Source organism: Phenylobacterium sp. (assembly GCF_036402295.1).
Lineage (GTDB): Bacteria > Pseudomonadota > Alphaproteobacteria > Caulobacterales > Caulobacteraceae > Phenylobacterium.
In genome coordinates this window covers 1-16,129 of record NZ_DASWTE010000357.1, presented here as the reverse complement: position 1 = coordinate 16,129, position 16,129 = coordinate 1, and the positions used below count along the sequence as shown (strand labels likewise).

The 16,129-nt window shown below is 72.4% G+C and carries 18 protein-coding genes; 8 read left to right on the top strand and 10 right to left on the bottom strand.

The features are described from left to right. The 5 genes from VGD44_RS21195 to VGD44_RS21175 form a co-directional block, all read left to right on the top strand. A partial coding sequence (locus VGD44_RS21195) for a tetratricopeptide repeat protein (RefSeq protein WP_331090371.1) occupies window positions 1-1,657 on the top strand: 1,657 nt, incomplete at its 5' end. Window positions 1,658-1,833: 176 nt separating this feature from the next. Then, window positions 1,834-2,754 (top strand): sulfite exporter TauE/SafE family protein, encoded by a 921-nt coding sequence (locus VGD44_RS21190; protein WP_331090370.1) that lies wholly within the window; start codon window positions 1,834-1,836, stop codon window positions 2,752-2,754. Beyond that, window positions 2,754-3,539, top strand: coding sequence for a TIGR02186 family protein (locus VGD44_RS21185; RefSeq protein ID WP_331090369.1), 786 nt, complete (start codon window positions 2,754-2,756; stop codon window positions 3,537-3,539). Before VGD44_RS21190 ends, VGD44_RS21185 begins: the two co-directional genes overlap by 1 nt. A gap of 6 nt (window positions 3,540-3,545) precedes the next feature. Next, window positions 3,546-4,013: a DUF3429 domain-containing protein gene (locus VGD44_RS21180; RefSeq protein WP_331090372.1), complete on the top strand. Its 468-nt coding sequence runs from the start codon at window positions 3,546-3,548 to the stop codon at window positions 4,011-4,013. A 268-nt stretch (window positions 4,014-4,281) separates the two neighbouring features. Continuing rightward, complete coding sequence (locus VGD44_RS21175; RefSeq protein WP_331090368.1) at window positions 4,282-4,665, top strand: hypothetical protein; 384 nt, start codon at window positions 4,282-4,284, stop codon at window positions 4,663-4,665. On the opposite strand, the gene VGD44_RS21170 is transcribed toward VGD44_RS21175, so the two are convergent. From VGD44_RS21170 to VGD44_RS21155, 4 genes are read right to left on the bottom strand one after another with little or no spacing between them, the layout of a single operon-like run. Further along, a complete protein-coding gene (locus VGD44_RS21170) occupies window positions 4,662-5,363 on the bottom strand; it encodes a TorF family putative porin (protein WP_331090367.1) in 702 nt (233 codons plus the stop codon). The genes VGD44_RS21175 and VGD44_RS21170 overlap by 4 nt on opposite strands. Beyond that, complete coding sequence (locus tag VGD44_RS21165) at window positions 5,360-6,580, bottom strand: S8 family peptidase (RefSeq protein ID WP_331090366.1); 1,221 nt, start codon at window positions 6,578-6,580, stop codon at window positions 5,360-5,362. The genes VGD44_RS21170 and VGD44_RS21165 overlap by 4 nt, the downstream gene beginning before the upstream one ends. Beyond that, window positions 6,577-7,185: a zf-HC2 domain-containing protein gene (locus tag VGD44_RS21160; protein WP_331090365.1), complete on the bottom strand. Its 609-nt coding sequence runs from the start codon at window positions 7,183-7,185 to the stop codon at window positions 6,577-6,579. The genes VGD44_RS21165 and VGD44_RS21160 overlap by 4 nt, the downstream gene beginning before the upstream one ends. Window position 7,186: 1 nt before the next feature. Next, a complete protein-coding gene (locus VGD44_RS21155; protein ID WP_331090364.1) occupies window positions 7,187-7,795 on the bottom strand; it encodes an RNA polymerase sigma factor in 609 nt (202 codons plus the stop codon). A gap of 160 nt (window positions 7,796-7,955) precedes the next feature. On the opposite strand from VGD44_RS21155, the gene VGD44_RS21150 reads away from it, so the two are divergent. Next, a complete protein-coding gene (locus tag VGD44_RS21150) occupies window positions 7,956-8,588 on the top strand; it encodes a PEPxxWA-CTERM sorting domain-containing protein (RefSeq protein WP_331090363.1) in 633 nt (210 codons plus the stop codon). A 164-nt stretch (window positions 8,589-8,752) separates the two neighbouring features. On the opposite strand, the gene VGD44_RS21145 is transcribed toward VGD44_RS21150, so the two are convergent. Next, a complete protein-coding gene (locus tag VGD44_RS21145; protein WP_331090362.1) occupies window positions 8,753-9,583 on the bottom strand; it encodes a hypothetical protein in 831 nt (276 codons plus the stop codon). A gap of 210 nt (window positions 9,584-9,793) precedes the next feature. Between VGD44_RS21145 and VGD44_RS21140 the strand changes: the two genes are divergently transcribed. Beyond that, a complete protein-coding gene (locus VGD44_RS21140; RefSeq protein WP_331090361.1) occupies window positions 9,794-10,459 on the top strand; it encodes a PEPxxWA-CTERM sorting domain-containing protein in 666 nt (221 codons plus the stop codon). A 72-nt stretch (window positions 10,460-10,531) separates the two neighbouring features. Here VGD44_RS21140 and VGD44_RS21135 read toward each other — a convergent pair whose 3' ends face one another. The 4 genes from VGD44_RS21135 to VGD44_RS21120 form a co-directional block, all read right to left on the bottom strand. Further along, a complete protein-coding gene (locus VGD44_RS21135) occupies window positions 10,532-10,945 on the bottom strand; it encodes a UrcA family protein (RefSeq protein WP_331090360.1) in 414 nt (137 codons plus the stop codon). Window positions 10,946-11,030: 85 nt separating this feature from the next. Further along, window positions 11,031-11,837 carry a carbonic anhydrase gene (locus VGD44_RS21130; RefSeq protein ID WP_331090359.1) on the bottom strand — a complete coding sequence of 269 codons (807 nt, stop codon included), beginning with the start codon at window positions 11,835-11,837 and terminating at the stop codon, window positions 11,031-11,033. A 205-nt stretch (window positions 11,838-12,042) separates the two neighbouring features. Next, entirely contained in the window at window positions 12,043-13,035 is a 993-nt protein-coding gene (locus VGD44_RS21125) for an SDR family NAD(P)-dependent oxidoreductase (RefSeq protein WP_331090358.1), read from the bottom strand. A 59-nt stretch (window positions 13,036-13,094) separates the two neighbouring features. Next, window positions 13,095-14,999 carry a winged helix-turn-helix domain-containing protein gene (locus VGD44_RS21120; protein ID WP_331090357.1) on the bottom strand — a complete coding sequence of 635 codons (1,905 nt, stop codon included), beginning with the start codon at window positions 14,997-14,999 and terminating at the stop codon, window positions 13,095-13,097. Between the two features lie 163 nt (window positions 15,000-15,162). Between VGD44_RS21120 and VGD44_RS21115 the strand changes: the two genes are divergently transcribed. After that, window positions 15,163-15,495: a UrcA family protein gene (locus tag VGD44_RS21115; protein ID WP_331090356.1), complete on the top strand. Its 333-nt coding sequence runs from the start codon at window positions 15,163-15,165 to the stop codon at window positions 15,493-15,495. 24 nt (window positions 15,496-15,519) lie between these two features. Here VGD44_RS21115 and VGD44_RS21110 read toward each other — a convergent pair whose 3' ends face one another. Then, a complete protein-coding gene (locus VGD44_RS21110) occupies window positions 15,520-16,014 on the bottom strand; it encodes a VOC family protein (RefSeq protein WP_331090355.1) in 495 nt (164 codons plus the stop codon). Window positions 16,015-16,129 lie beyond the last annotated feature (115 nt).

Here is a 16,129-nt window from a genome sequence, read left to right as displayed (position 1 = left end):
CGCCGTGGAGCGCGGTGCGGGCGAGGTGGCCGAACAGCGGTTCGAGGCGCTCGCCCAGACCCTCACGCTGCGTGTCGAGGCGGTCCGCGCCGAAGTGGCCGACGCCCTGGCCGCGCCGGCCGGCGGCGCCTTCGAGGCCCGTTTCGCTGCGCTCACCGACCAGGTCCAGATCGCCGAGCGACGCGCCGCCCAGGCCGTGGAGGACATCGGCCGTCAGGTGCTGGCCATGGCCGAGGCCGTGGGCAGGAAGCTCACCGACGTCGACCAAAAGAGCGCCGACGCCATCGACCAGGTGGGGACCGAGGTCGCCCGCATCGCCGGCGCCGTCGAGCTGCGCCTGGCCCGCGCCGAGCAGACCCAGGCCGAGAGCTTCGAACGGCTGACCGCCGAGTTCGCCCGCGTCAGCGACAGCCTCGCGGGCCGTCCGACCGCCCCCGAGCTTGGCCCGCCGCCGGAGCCGGAACCGGAGTTCGCCGCGGCGCGCCCCGCCCTGGCCGTCGCGCCCGAGCCCGAGCAACAGACCCTGGCCGACATCATCGCCGCGCTCGGCCCGCCGCCCGAGCCCGAGCCCGAGGAGATCGAGCCGGCCGCCGCCGCCTTCGGACCCGAGCTGTTCTCCCGCGCCGAGGCCGTCCGGGACGACCTCGACGCCGAGGTGGTCGACCCGCCGTGGCGGCGCCTGGACCTCGACGTGCCCGAGCCCGAGGTTCCCGACACCTTCGCGCCGCTGGCCGAGGACGACGACCTGTTCGAGGCCGACCCCGCGCCGGCCGGCCCGCAGCTCTCCACGCGCGAGGTCATCGAGCGCGCCCGCGCCGCCGCCCGCGCGGCCCAGGACGCGGCCCGCGAGGCCGAGCAGATCGGCCCCTCCGTCGCCCGCGCCCGCGCCGCCGAGGTCCGCGCCCAGCTGGGAACCAGGGCCGCGTCCGGCCGCCTGTTCCAGGGCTTTGCGATGAAGCCCCGCCGCGCTCCGAACTCGGCCCTGCAGACCGCCCTGATGGTGGCCGGCGGCGCGGCCTTCCTGAGCGTCGGCGCCGCCGGCCTCACCATCGTCCAGGCGCCGGACCCCGCGCCCGAGGCGCTACAGGCTGAGGGGCCGCCACTGCCGGCTGCGCCGCGCGCCGCCATGGCCCTGGGCCCGGCCAGCTTCCTCAGCGACGCCACCACCGCCACGCCGTCCAGCCCGGTCTTCGCCGAGGTCCGCGCCGAAGTGGAGGCCGGTCTGCCGGGCGCGGTCGGCAAGCTGAAGGCGCTGGCCGACGCCCACCACGCCCAGGCCCAGCTCTACCTCGCCCAGCTCTACGACGGGGGCGAGGCCGGCCTGCCCAAGAACCCCATCGAGGCGCGCCGCCTGACCGCGCTGGCGGCCGACCAGGGCGACGTGAAGGCCATGCACAACCTCGGCGTCTACCTGTTCCGCGGCGAGGGCGGGGCGCAGGACCTCGCCGGCGCCGCGCAGTGGTTCCGCAAGGCCGCCGCCGCCGGCGTGGTCGAAAGCCAGTACAACCTCGGCCTCCTCTACCAGTCGGGCAACGGCGTGGCGCAGGACACCTCCCAGGCGCGCTACTGGTTCCGCCTGGCCGCCGCCCGCGGCGACGCCGAGGCCCGCCGCGCGCTTTCCGACCTCAAGGCCCCCGCGCAGACGGCGCAGCGTTGATATCCTCCGCTCATCCCGGCGAATGCCGGGACCCAGTTGGAGAAGCTCAGATGCGGGTTCCAGAGGCGCTGAGCCGATCCTGTCAGCTACAGCGTCCTGCGATCTGGGTCCCGGCATTCGCCGGGATGAGCGGATTGAAACTGGACCGCAGCGCCCTGCCGCTCTAGGCGCGGAGCGTGGACATCTACCTGCCCATCGCCGAAGTCGCGGTGAACGCCCCGCTCATCGTGGCGCTGGGCGCCCTGGTGGGCTTCATCTCGGGCATGTTCGGTATCGGCGGCGGGTTCCTCATGACCCCGATGCTGGTGTTTCTCGGCATCCCGGCGCCGGTGGCCGTCTCGTCGATGGCCAACCACGTCGCCGCCTCGTCGATGTCCAGCGTCATCGCCTACAGCCGCCGGGGCGCGGTCGACCTGCGGATGGGCGCGGTGCTGGCCGCCGGCGGGATCGTGGGCGCCTTCGCGGGCGTCGAGCTCTTCCGGTGGCTGCGGCTGCTGGGACAGGCCGACCTCGTCGTCTCGATCTCGTACCTGCTGTTCCTGGGCGTGATCGGCGGCCTGATGCTGAAGGAGAGCCTCGACGCCATCCGGCGCCACCGTCGCGGCGAGCCGACGCCGCCACGCCGCGACCGCCGCCCGGTCTGGCTCTACGGCCTGCCGCTCAAGATGCGGTTCCCGCGCTCGCGGCTCTACATCAGCGTGATCCCGCCGCTGGCGCTGGGCGCCTTCGTGGGCGTGCTGTCGGCGATCATGGGGGTGGGCGGCGGCTTCGTCCTCGTGCCGGCCATGGTCTACGTCCTGCGCATGCCGGCGGGCATGGTGGTGGGCACCAGCCTGCTGCAGATCATCATCACCTCGTCGCTCACCGGCGTGCTGCAAGCCGGCCGCAACCAGACGGTCGACATCGTGCTGGCGTCGCTCCTGATCGTGGGCGGCATCGTCGGCGCCCAGTACGGGGCGCGGATGTCCTCCCGCTTTCGGGCCGAGGAGCTGCGGGCGATCCTGGCCATCATCGTGCTGATCGTCGGCCTGCGCATGGGCCTCGGCCTGTTCCTGGCGCCGGACGAGCCCTTCGTGCTGCTGTCGGGGATGGGGTGATGGCCGACATGCCCAGCCCTCCGCTGCCCCCGCCGCCGGCCGCCGTCGCCGCGCCGGCCATCTCGGCGGCGCTGACCGACACGACGGTGCAGGTGAAGTCCACCTTCCGCGGCGCCCGTATCGTGCTCTACGGCGCAGTGTTCGACGCCTCGGCCCGCCCGTCCGACGTGGTGGTGCTGGTCCGCGGGCCCGAGCAGCCGGTGCGCCTGACCCGCAAGCAGCGGTTCGCCGGCCTCTGGCTCAACAGCCGCCCGGTGGTGTTCCGCGGCGCTCCCGGTTTCTACCGCGCCGCCTCGAACCGCCCGCTGGAGGACATTGCCAACTTCGGCGTGCTGCGCCGCCTGGGCGCGGGCGTCGACCACCTCACCATCAACGCGCCCGAGGAACAGCGCATCGAGACCCGCTACGGCGTCCGCGACGTCGTGGTCAGCCGCCTGGGCCCCGACTATTACGACTGGCGCCGCGCGGTCGTCCGGCTGAAGGAGAAGGCCGGCCTCTACCACGAGGACGGGCGCGGGGTCAGGTTCGTCGACCGCGGCCTCTTCCGCGCCGAGATCGCGCTCCCCACCGGCGCGCCGACCGGCGTCTACCGCGCCGACATCCTGCTCTTCCAGGACGGGCGTCCGATTTCGCGCAAGGCCCGTACCCTGACGGTCGAGAAGGTCGGCGTCGAACGGGCTCTTTACGTGTGGGCGCATAAAAGGCCATGGTCCTACGGTCTGGCAGCCATGGCGTTCGCGCTGGCGGCCGGTTGGGCGGCCTCGGCGGCATTCCGGAGAGACTGATTGCTCATGGATGACGTGCGGCCCGCCTCCAGGGCGGAGTCCCCTCCCGTAGCGCTTTGGGCCATCGCCCTTCTTGCCCTGTCGCCGTTCCCGGTGGCCGCGCTCATCTTCAGCTACGGGCCCGAACACCTCTCGCGCCCCGCGCTCACCAGCCTGCTGGCCTGGTCGGCCTCGGTGCTCTCGTTCCTGGGCGGCGTGCGCTGGGGGCTCGAGACGCGTGAGCCTCGGCCGCGCTGGATGCGCCAGGCCTTCTCCGCCCTCTGCGCGGTGGCGGCCTGGGTGATCCTGCTGGCCCGCGGCGCCGCGCCCGACAGCTGGATCCTCGGCGGCTTCCTCATGGCCTTTCTCGTCCAGTGGCTGTTCGACCACCAGACGCCGGACACGCCCTCGCGCTACCCCATGCTGTCGACGGCGGTCACCGGCGCCGCCTGCGTGTCGCTGGCGCTGGCCCTCGAAAAGGCGATGAGCGCTTAGGGCCTCGGCCATCAGCCTCGGTCGCCTCTTTGGCTTCCTTCGCCGCGACCCGCCGGCCCAAGAGGTCGCCGCCGCCTGGACCGGGCCGCTCGACGATACCCCATCCATTGCTGGCTCGAGGTCTGCGGCGTGCCCCTGGCGCGCGACACGCCGGCCATGATGTTCAGGGGAAGGGGAGGGACGCTCGACACATTCTGCACATCGCCGCCCCGGCCTGGTCACAGAGCGAGCGCGTCCTGATCACGGATCCGTGATAGGAGCAGCTCGAATGAAGACTTGGTGGTTCCTGGTCTTTGCGGCGGTGTCGCTGGCGGCGTGCCAGAAGCCCGGGGGACCGGTCGAGGCCGGGAACACCTATCGCGGGCGGTATGCCGCCGTCGGCATCTACACCCCTGGCGAGATGTGGCCCCAGCTCGCGCGGCCCGCCGCGGGGTCGGACCCGGCCGCCGCGACCCTCGAGGACGATGAGCAGGTCATTGTGGTCGTCGACACCAAGACCGGCGAGGTGCGCCAGTGTGGCAACCTCAGCGGCCACTGCCTGGCGATGGACCCCTGGTCGAAGCCCGCCTCCGTCCAGGGCGCGCCGGCGCCCCTCCTCAAGCACGCCCGCGACCTGGCGCGTGAGGCCGAGGCGAAGGCGCTGGCCCGCTAGAAATACACCGTCAGCGCCGCCGTCAGACCGGGGCGGGTCCAGGTGACGCGCGGCTCGGGGCGGGGCGTGAGGACGGTCCAGCTCAGCAGCGCCTCCGCACGTTTGCCGAACGATCGCGCCACCCCCACCGTGACGTCCAGCCGCTCGTCGTCGTCGCCCCGGCGCTCGGTTAGCCGCGACTGCAGGCCCACGTGGCCGATGAGCCGCCAGCCGTCGGCCGGGCGCAGCGCCGCGTTCAGCTCGGCATACGCGGTCTCGACGCCTTTGCGCGGATAACCGGACGCCACGGACAGCCGGCCCGAGACGTCGCCGTGCGCCAGGCCCACGTGGACCTGGGTGTATTCCAGCGAATAGCGCCGGTCGAAGTAGGGCTCCATGTCCACCCGGGTCACGCCCACGTCCCAGGAGGATCCGGTGCGCAGCCGCCCCGAGACCCCGGCATAGCCCTGCCAGCCCAGCAGCCGCACGTCGCGCTCGGCCGGGTCGTGCGCCACGATGCTGCCGCCGGCGTAGACGCCGCTCTCGTGATCGTAGGCGAGGCTGGCCACCGCCACCCCGCGGCCGTCGGTCAGCGAGACGCCGCGGACGCGGTAGTCGCTGGCCAGGGTGACGCCGCCGCTCACCTGGGCCCGGGTCGTGGCGGGGAGGGCCGCGATGGCCAGGGCGAGCGCCACACCGCTGGCCGAGGGCGTGTTCACCTGGCGGTTCGCGCCGCCAGCGGCCTCGGCGGTGTGCACGCGCGCAGGGTGGCGCAGGCGTCGATGGCGCCGCCCCGGGCGCTCACCAGCCGCGGCGGGGCGCCCCGCCGGCTCCGTTCGCGCATCAGGGCGTAGAGGCCGCTCACGTGCGCCGCGGCGTACGAACTGCCGCTCACCAGGCCGAAGGTCCCGCCCGGCTGGGTGGTGGGCACGTCGCGGCCCGGGGCGGCGTAGGTCCCGGGCGGCCCGCCCTCGGAGGTCACGGCCACCACGCCGCGGTGCGAGGCCGGAAAGCCGCCGCCGGCCAGATCCGGGTCTACCGCACCGACGACCACCACGCCGCGCGCCGTGGCCGCGTCGATCAGCCGGCCCAGCAGGATGTTCGGCGGTCCGCCGAGCGAGAGGTTGATCACCTGCGCGCCGCCCTCGACGGCGGAGTGCAGCGCCTTGGCGAGGCTCAGGGTGTCGCACACCGTGTCGTCCGCGTTGCGCTGCCAGCAGGCCCGGATCGCCATCAGCCGCGCGCCCGGGGCGACGCCCGCCATGCCCAGCTGGTTGTCGGCGATCGCGGCGATCACGCCGGCGACGGCGGTGCCGTGCCGCTCGGCCGTGGCGGGGCGGCCGGCCACGAAGTCCTGCCGGGCCGCGATCTGGCCGGCGAGGTCGGGGTGGGTGGCGTCCACGGCGCTGTCGATCACCGCCACGCGCACATGGCGCCCGGTGGCCACGCCGCGCAGCTCGGCCAGCCGCCAGGCGCTGGCCGCCGGCTGCAGGCGGAAGAGGGGATCGTTCGGCGGGCCGGCTGCTGCGCGGGGCGCCGCCAGCGCCCGGTAGACCTGCATCGGCTCGGCCCAGGCCACGGCGCGGTCCCTGGCCAGCTCCTCGGCCGCCGCCGCCGCGGTCCGCCCGGCCGGAACCTGCATCACGAAGCAGTCCACGCCGACCAGGGGCATCGGCCAGTCGGTGACCATCGAAAGCCCGTGCGCGCGGGCGAGGCGGGTCGCGATCCGCTGGCGCGCCGCCTGGGCCGCGCCGTCGCCGTAGCCGCCGCCATAGGCCTGGCCCGCCCGGAAGTGCTCGGCCGGCAACCGCAGCAGCACCAGGACCTGCCGCTCGGCGTCGTCCGCGACCGTCGCCGCCGGCTCAGCCCACGCCGCGCCCGCCGCCGCCAGCCACAGCGCCGCGCAGGCGACGAGGAGGCGGCTGAGCCAGGTCATCGGCCCGCGGTCCCGCTGTCGATCGGCTCGGCCAGCACCACGTTGGCCCGCGCCCGCAAGGTCGCCAGCGCCGCCGTCCGCTTCGCCGCCGGAACGGCCAGCACATAGCCGCCCGCCGCCGTCGGTCCGTCGACCAGCCGCGCCTCGCCGGCCTTCAGCGTCTCGCGCATCTGCCGCTCGGTCGTCTCGGGATGGAAGACCACCACCACGTTGCCGCCCTCACCAGCCTTGCCGTCGCCCAGGGCACTGTACTGCGGACCTTGGCCTTGTGGCAGCCAGGAGACGCCGGCCACCACCGCGAAGGTCGCCGCCACGCCCCAGCCGATCCAGCCGCCGCGCAGCGCCCGTCTGGCCGGCGCCCGCACAGCGTCGTCGTTGGCCTCGATCCGGCCGCGCATGCGGGCCCAGCCGCGCTCGACGTCCAGCGGCAGCCGCGCCACCTCGGCCTCCAGCTGCGTCTGGAACGCGACCTCGGCCTGGCATTCGGCGCAGCCGGCCACGTGGGCGGCCACCTGCGCCTGCTCGTCGGCGTCCAGCTGTCCGGTCACGAACCAGGGCAGCAGTTCCGAGGCCTCGTCGTGGGTCCTCTCGTCTTGTCCGTTCATCTCACCAGCTATCCGCCCCCAGCCTGCCGGCCAACATCCCCTTCAGGTGACGCCGCGCGTGGTGCATGCGCGTCTTCACCGTGCCCACCGGGCAGTCGAGGATCTCGGCGATCTCGCGATAGCCCGCCTCGTGGAAATAGGTCAGGTCCACAACCGCCCTGTGCTCGGCCGACAGCTGTCCCATCGCCGTGGCCAGCATCTCCTGCGTCTGGCGGCGGCTGAACTCCTGCTCCGGGCCGGCCTCCAGGCTGGGCCGCGCCTCGGCCATCGGGTCGTCCACCGGCTCGTCCATGCGCGAGCGCGCCTTCAGCGCCACGCGGTAGGCGATGGCGAAGATCCACGTCGAGACCTTGCTGGTCCCGTTGTAGCTCTCGGGCCTGCGCCACACGACCATCAGGGCGTCGTTCAAGGCTTCCTCCACCAGCTGTGGCCGCCGCAGGATGTTGGACAGGAACCGCGTCAGCCGCGGGTGGTAGATCCGGTAGAGCTGTTCGAAGGCCCGCAGGTCCTTCGTCGCGGCGATGCGGCCGATCAGGCGCGCCTCATCGAGCGCAAGCGGCTCCACCGCTCCGCTGCCCCGCCGGCTCGCATGGTTGCCTCTTACGAGCATCGGCCTCCTTCAGCTCCTGGCATTTATGCCCCTTCCGGGGCGTTCGGTTCAAAACCGATCGCGATCGCCGACCTCGTGAACCGTTCGCCGGGGCCCCGGCATCAACGCAAGCCACCGATGTGGTCGGCCTCTTAAGCAACCGTCCCAAGGAGCCCTTCCGATGCGTAGAGTCCTGCTCGCCGGCGCCGCTTTCATGGCCCTGGCTGTCGCCGCCCCCGCGCATGCGGTCACCGACCCGGTGGGCGACTTCCTGCCGACCTATGTCGGACCGCAGGACGCCGACCTCGACGTCACGGAATTCCTGGTGACCTTCAACGCGGCCGACAGCGTGTTCAACATCCGCGCGACCATGGCCGGCGACATCGATCCGTCGAATCCGGGCCTCTACGCGATCGGGGTCAACACCGGCACCGGCGTCATCCAGCCCTTCGCGAACATCGGCAACCCGAACGTGATCTTCAATCAGGTGGTGGTGGTGACGAAGACGGGCGCGTCGTTCCTGGGCGCCAACCTGCTCACCGCCAACGTCTTCGACAACGTGTTCACGATCAGCGTGCCGCTGGCGCTCCTGCCGTCGACCGGTTTCGCCCCCACCGAGTACGGCTGGAACATCTGGCCGCGCCTTGCTCCGCCCCCCAGCGGCAACGACGTGATCAGCGACTTCGCGCCCAACAACGCCACCATGACCGCCACCGTGCCCGAGCCCGCCGCCTGGGCGCTGATGATCGGCGGCTTTGCATTTGTCGGCGGCCTGCTGCGCCGCCGCAGCCTCCGGGCCGCACTTCCCGTCTAGCGGCCCGTAGATCGCCCGGCCGTCCGTGCGTCCCTGCGGACACCCTCCCGCGGGGAGACGGTCGGGCGAAGGGGCCGTGTCCCTCATCCCCAGGGGCCGGAGCAGCTCCCGGCCCGCGTTTCCGACGGGACACGGCCCCACCCTCTTAAGAACAGGCGGCTCAGCTAGTCCCGCCCGTCGTCGGCCATCGCCCGCAGTTCGCGGATACGCTGGTGGTAGATGTCGGCCACCGCCCGCCGCGACACCTGGGCGGCCTCCTCGCGCACGTCCAGCCAGTCGGCCTGGTCGCGCGCCAGTTCGTCAGCGGGGACGCCCGCCGCCAGCGCCGCCCGGTAGGCCCGCTTCATCCGCCGGTCGGCCTCGGCCAGGCGCATGTCGCGGCAGACCAGCGCCATGGCCCGGGTCGGCGCGTCGGCGCAATCGTTGAACCGCCGCGGGGCCGGCGTGACCACCGCGGTCGCAACCTGGGCGGCCTCGCCGACGCTGGGCGGGGGCAGGGGGCTGGGCGCGGGCAGGGGATCGTCCGGCTGTTCCCTCACGACCACGCCGGGCTCTGGCAGAACCGGGATCATGGCGCGGGCCAGCCGGACCTGCGGCGGCGGCGTCGCCGCCGGCTTCGGCAACACGTCCAGCCGCTCAGCCGACCGGGGCACGGGCGGGGGCGGGGGAGGATCGGTGATTACAACCTGCAGTGGCGCCGAAGCTCTGGCTGGCGTAGGCGCGGCGACCGGCGCAGCGTCGGGCCTGCGCACCGCGCTCCAGCCCACCGCCACCGCCGCCGCGACACCCATCGCGGCGCCGGCCACTGCGGCGATCTTCGGCCAGGAGCGAGGTGGTTCGTCTTCAGCGCCCATCTGCCGCCAGGGCGGCGTCTCGGCCCAGCCGGCCATCAGCGGCCCCTCGGGTGCGTCGATCGTCGCAACCTCCCGCGGGCTGTCGTCGGCATAGGTGCTGAACCCGTCGAATGGACGCCTCTCGGCGGGGTCTGATGGCATCTGCGGCCTCGCGAGCGGTCCCTCGCAAGGGGTAATCGTCGGGACGCCTTTCGGGTTGCGGCGCCGGCCCTACGCCCACGCCGTGGGCGCCCCGCCGCCCCTACCGATGCAATCTCGCAACTGCGAAACAAAACGCGTTCGGCGTGGGAACATCCCCGTCCGACCCTGGGTTGTCGGCTCTGTCAGGCATTGTGCCCTGGGGAGTCTCTCATGACCAAGTTAGCGTACGGACTGGCGGCAACCGCTGCTGTCCTCTCGGCTGCGGCGGCGTTTCCGGCCGCGGCCACAGTGATCCTGGATGTGGGGCCTGGCGTCCTGCAGCCCGACGAGAACATCCTCTTCAACAACGACCCGGCGCCGGACTTCGACATCGAAGGCGCCACGAACCAGACCGCCACGCTCGTCACCCTGACGGGCGGCGAGACACTCACCGCCTTCGGCGGTCAGGCGCGGGTCCGGCCGACGGACATCGTCCTCGACACCACCTTCACCTTCAACGGCCTGGCCGATCAGCTGCTGGGCTTCGACTTCTCGGATCCCGCGCTTGCCTTCACCGAGCTGGAGTTCCGCGTGTTCGGCGGTACGGCGACCGAGCTCACGCTGACGGTCGTCGACACCGCCGGGGAGGTCTTCCAGGAGACCTTCGCGATCCCGAAGAGCGGCTACTTCAGCGCCCGCGCCATCGACAGCCAGCTGATCGACTACTTCAGCCTCGCCGTGAACGGCACGCTGGGCGACATTCGCCAAGTCCGCGTCGGCGGTGTCCAGGACATCGCGGCGATCCCCGAACCCGCCACCTGGGCCCTGATGATCATGGGCTTCGGTGCGGCCGGCGCGACGCTGCGCACGCGGCGGCGGCTGCTGGCCACGGCCTAAGGCCGGGCGCCCAAGGTTCGGCCCTCTCCCGTCGGGAGGCTCGGGAGAGGGCCCTTTCCTTCACCACATTCGCTAGTACAGGCTCGCGTAATAGGTGCGCGCCTGGGCGCGGGCGATCGCGAAGCGCATTTGGCCCCGGGCGCTGCGGACGGCGTCGTCCTCGCACGAGCGCATCAGCGGCCCGCCGTTGCCGCGCCCTTCGCCGAGCTCGCGGCAGATGTCGCGCGCGGTCGCGCGGATCCGCATCTTCAGCACCTGCTGGCCGTCATAGGTGGCCAGGTTCAGGTCGCGGTAGCTGACCACGCGCGACAGCCTCACCGGACGGTCGCCACGATAGTTGCGGTAGTAGCGGCCGGGCACCACGACCTCGGCCACATAGGTCCCGGTGTAGGGATCATAGGCGTATTGCGCCGCGGCCGGGGTGGCCAGGACAGCGGCTCCGCCGAGCGCCAGGGCGGCGCAGGCTAGGGTGAAACGGGCGCGCATGGGCGGCTCCTCTTCAGGTTCGCCCACCCCGCTCGAGGCGGTCCGGGCCAAACCCCTGCGGAGCGATGCGGTTCCCGCGAAGGGCCTAGACCGGCTGGGTCCGCGTAGGCGTCACTCGCCCGTCGTCGAGGTCGTAGCGGGCCGCGACGATCTTCAGCTTCCCGGCCAGCACGCGGGTGCGCAAGGGGCGCGAACCGGCGAAGATTTCGGCCGCGGCGTGGGCGGCGTTCAGCGACACCGCCGCGTCGAGCGGGTCTGGGGAGCTCGCGGGGATTGCGCGCACGGCCGGCGCGATCAGGGCCGCCAGCGCGCCGATCTTGGTGTCGGCGTCGTCGGGCGAGCCCCGGCCCGCCAGGGCGTCCGCCGTCGCCTTCACCGCCCCGCAGCGCTCATGGCCCAGGGCCATGATCAGGCTCGCGCCCAGGTGGATCACCGCATATTCGATCGAGGCCAGGGTGGCGTCGTCCACCACATTGCCGGCCACCCGCACCACGAACAGGTCGCCCAGCCCCTGGTCGAAGATCAGCTCGGGCGCCACGCGGCTGTCGGCGCAGGCCAGGATCACCGCGAACGGGGCCTGGCCGGCGGCCACTTCCACGCGGCGCGCGGCGTTGACGTGCGGGTGTGAGGCCAGGCCGCCGGCATAGCGGGCGTTGCCGCCCATCAGCCGCCCCAGCGCCTCCTCGGGCGGAACCGACGGCGTGGCGGCATGGGCCGCGGCCGCATGCGGGTCGGCGGCGGGCGCGGCGGCCTTCGCCGGGGCCTTGGCCTTCGGGCGCGGCTTCGGCGCCGGCGCGTGCTCGGCTCCGCCCTCGGCCAGCGCATAGGCCGGCGCGACCACGGCGCCCGCGGCGAGCGCCCAGATCAGGCGGCGGCGATAAAGGTCGGGCATGGCTGATCCCCGGTTTTGAGTCGCCGGGGATCAGACCCGATAAGTCCTAAAATGCCGTGTGCCGCCTCCCTCCCTTAATGGGGAGGGACAGCTCGCCGCAGGCGAGCAGGGTGGGGAAGCGTGGGCCAGGTCCGGTGAGGATCGACGCTTCCCCACCCGTCTCGCCTCGCTCGCCACCCTCCCCAATAGGGGGAGGGAATGCGCCCTAGTCCGGCTGGTTCGAGGCGATGCCGTTGAGCTGCCAGCCCACTTCCTTGGCCAGCTTCTCGAAGAACGACGCCTCGTAGGCCTGCTCCGGATCGGCGCGGACCAGCGCGTCCATGCGGTGCGCGTCGTCGCCCACCAGGATCCGCCACCGCTCGGCCTTCACCCCGTCCAGGATGATCTTCGAGGCCTCGGCGGCGGTGGTCGGCGCGTTCTCCAGGAACCGCCGCGCCTGCTCGGTCACCATCGCCTGGATCGCCGCGTCGGTAACCTGGTCGGCGTCCACTCCCATGCGCGCCATCCGCGCCCGCGCCCGCGCCAGTTCCTCAGGTGACAGCGTGTCGTCCTCGGTGCCGCGGATCACCTTGCGCGAGTTGCCCGCGATCATCGTCCCGATGTGCCCCGGCATCACCACCGAGCACTTGATGTGCGGCGCATTGAGCCGCAGGTCAGTGATCAGCGCCTCGGTGAAACCCTTCACCGCGAACTTCGCCGCCGCATAGGCCGTGTGCGAGACGCCGGGGCCCAGGCTGGCCCAGAAGCCGTTCACCGAGCTGGTGTTGACGATGTGCGCCTCGTCCGCCTTCAGCATCATCGGCAGGAAGGTGCGCACGCCGTAGTAGACGCCGCCCCAGCAGACGTTGAACGTCCGCTCCCATTCGGCGCGGTCGTCGGTCACCATCGACCCGCCGCCGCCGATCCCGGCGTTGTTGAACAGCAAATGCAGCTTCTCGGTGTCGTGCAGCTTTGCCGCCTCGTCGCGGAAGCGCACCAGCGCCGCCTCGTCCGAGACGTCGGCGATGTGGGCCGTGATCTTCGCGCCCTGCGGGATCCCGTCGGCTTGGGCTAGCGCAATCGTCTCCTGCATCGCCCGGTCCGACACGTCGCACATGGCCACGCTGCAGCCCTCGGCGATCAGCTGTCGGGCGAGCTCGCGGCCCATGCCCGTGCCCCCGCCCGTCACGACGGCGAACTTCCCGGCGAAATCCTTCATGGCGCTGCTCCCTCATGCTCTTTGCGGCGAGCCTAGCGCGGAACCGCCGTGACGTCGGGTCAGTCGGAGCGGGCGGCCAGAGTTCGCGCCACCGCCTTGCAGTCGTAGGGCAGGTCCGGTTCCGAGCAGAAGTCGGGCCAATGGCCGGTATTGCGCCAGTAGTCGACCAGGCCCAGGCGCGCGGCGAAGGGCATGAAGCGCGGGTCCGCCCGGAACGCCCTCATCTCGGGATAGAAGAGGAAGATGGTCGAGCGCTGGTTGACCACCGTCGGGTTGGCCGCCTCGGCGTAGGCCCCGTCGACGTCGCCCTGCCGGGCCAGCATGCGGACCCGCCAATCCGAATTGACCGTCGTGCAGTCGGCCCCCAGGCCGCGCACGACGCGCCGCTGGGCGATGGCGGCCAGATGCCGGTCGAAGCAGGCCAGGTCGCGGCCACTCAGCTCGCCGGACCCCAGGCGAACCAGGTTGCGCCGGGCGGTCGCCGGGTCGTCCCACCAGAATGTCACGGCGAAATCGAGGTCGCGGGCCAGCCGCGGGTTGTCGCGCCAGGCCTCGTCGAGCCGCGCCCGGGCGCCCGCCATGTCGCCGGACTGGGCGTGCAGGAAGGTCAAAGGGACGCGCACCGAGTGCATGCGCGGGTCGCCGAGGCTCCTGGCGCGCTCGGCGAACTCGAGCGCCTCCTGCAGCCGGCCGACCTGCCGCAAGACGTTCACGTACATGATCCGTCCCGGCGTGAGGCTGGGATCCACCTCCGAGGCGTTGAGCAGGTGGCGTTCGATCTGCGCCCAACGGCCTGACGGCTCGGCGTTGGCCAGGGCGATGTGCGCTCGCGCGGCGCGCGGATTGAGCTCCAGCGCCCGGCGGGCCGAGGCGCGCGACCGGGCTCGGATGGCCTCGATGTCGGCTGCGGTCATCCGCGAGTCCATGGTGATCACCCCGGCCTGGGCGATGGCGAGCAGGGCGTGGGCCCCGCCCTCGTCCGGGGCCGCGCGGACCAGGCGGTTCGCGTAGGCGAGCATCCGGTCGTGGTTGGAGGCGCAGGCGTTGATGTAGAGCCCGAAGGTGGCCGGCTCCATCGGGCGCCTGAACACCTTGCGGTCCTGGAAGGCGCACGACAGCGCGGCGGCCGCGCCATTCGCCACCTCGTCCTCGAAGCCGGCCGCGGCCTTAACCGGCCGGTCCAGGCGCTGGGTCCAGACCACGACGCCGCTGCGGCGGTCGAGGAGCTGGAGGCTCGTGGCGTATTTGTCCCCTTCGCGATCGACGGATCCGGTGATGCGGAACTCGGCGTTGCTGGCGCTCTCGCCGACGTCGGGTCGTCCCAGCCGTGAAGCGGTCTCGACCCCGCTGTTCGACAGGGCGCGGACGACGGCCTCGGGGGTCGAGGCGGCGAGCCGCGTGAGCGCCGGGTCGGGCTGGCGGACCTCGAAGGCCATGACCTCGACGCGACCGTTCTGGCCCGCGGGCCGGCCCGGAAGTGGCAGGTTTCGCCAGAGGACGATCGCCCCGACCGCGAGCAGGAGGAGGATCGCCGCGGCCAGCACGTAGGGCGCCCATTGAGGCCGGGCCGCCCGCGCCTGCGTTCTCCCGGGCCGTAAGGTCGGCGTGGGGGAGGGTGGGGCCTGCGCGTCGACCGGCGGCTGGCCGCCCACCAGCCGGAAGCCGATCTTGGGGAGGGTCTCCAGGACGAACGGCGCCGGATCGAGGTCGCGCGTCAGGCTGCGCACCTTGGCGATGATCCGGGCGATCGCATCGTCGCTGACGATGCGGCCGTCCCAGCAGGCCTCGATGAGCTCGTCGCGGGTGACCGTCGCGCCGCCCGCCCGGGCCAGCACGACCAGCACCTGCATGACCCGCGGTTCCAGTCGCTCGTCCAGTCCGGCAAGCCGCACCCGGCCGGCCGACGGCGAGACGTGCATCTCGCCCAGCGCGAAGTCGGCCTCGTGCGCAAGGTCCACCCTCACCGCTGGTTCGTCCTCCGTCCTCATCGGGCCAAAAGTCGGATTTTCCTCAGAGCGAAATCGGGAGTCGGTCGGGAAAAGGTCCGGCGCCGGAACAGCGGCGGCGGTTGGATCGGGTCATCGACGTGGAGATCCCCGCCGACCACCATCACCGGGAGAAGATACCATGAAGACGCACATCGCAGTTGCCGCCGCCGCCCTGCTGGGCCTGACCGGCGCCACCCAGGCGCAGACCCGCGATTCGGTCTCGGTCAGCGTCAGCTACGCCGACCTGGATCTGGCAAAGTCGGGCGGGCGGGGGATGCTGGAGCGGCGCATCGGCCTCGCCATCGATGACGTGTGCCCGACCCGGCCATTGCCGTCCGAGCTGGCGAAGATGAAGCGCTTCCGGGCGTGCCGCAGCGAGGCCTGGTCGGGCGCCAAGCAACAACTGGCCGTGATCTACGGCAGCCGCCATCTCGCCCAGTCGGCGGTCCGCGTGAGCGCCAAGACCGACTGACCGCAGCCGAACGGGGCGTCCGCCTCAGGCAGGCTGCGGCGCCCTGTTCTTCGTGCGCCAGGCGTCCAGGATTGCGCGGGCCGCCTTCGGCGCCTCGGCGTCGAAGGCCTCGTGGATGTGGGTTCTGAGCGCCAGCTCGACCACATAGCCGTTCGGGTCGCGGAAGTAGGTCGACTTGATGAAGCCGTGGTCCGACGGCCCGCGCACCTCGACGCCGCGCGCCTTCGCCGCCGCCACCGCGCGCTCCACCTCTTCCGGTTCGGCCTCCAGCGCTATGTGCAGGTCGAAGTCGTGCTGGTCCTTGAACTCGAACGGGCTGTCCGGGACCTCGAAGAAGGCGACGAAGCTGCCGTCCTTCAGCGCGAAGAACGTGTGCATCACATGCACCGCCCGCCCGGTGGCCGACACCTCGATCGGCAGGGCCGCCGCCAGCGGCAGCCCGATCACGTCCTCGTAGAACACCCGCGTCTCCTCGGAGCAGCGGCAGCGGAAAGCCATGTGGTGCAGGCGCTCGGTCATGCCCCGAAGGCTGCGCCCAGCGCGCGCGCGGCGCCAGTCCGCGAGTTCGCCGCGGAGCTCTGCGGATTCGCAGAGCGAACGTGACGCTGGCGTCACCGCCTCTGGCCAAACCCAG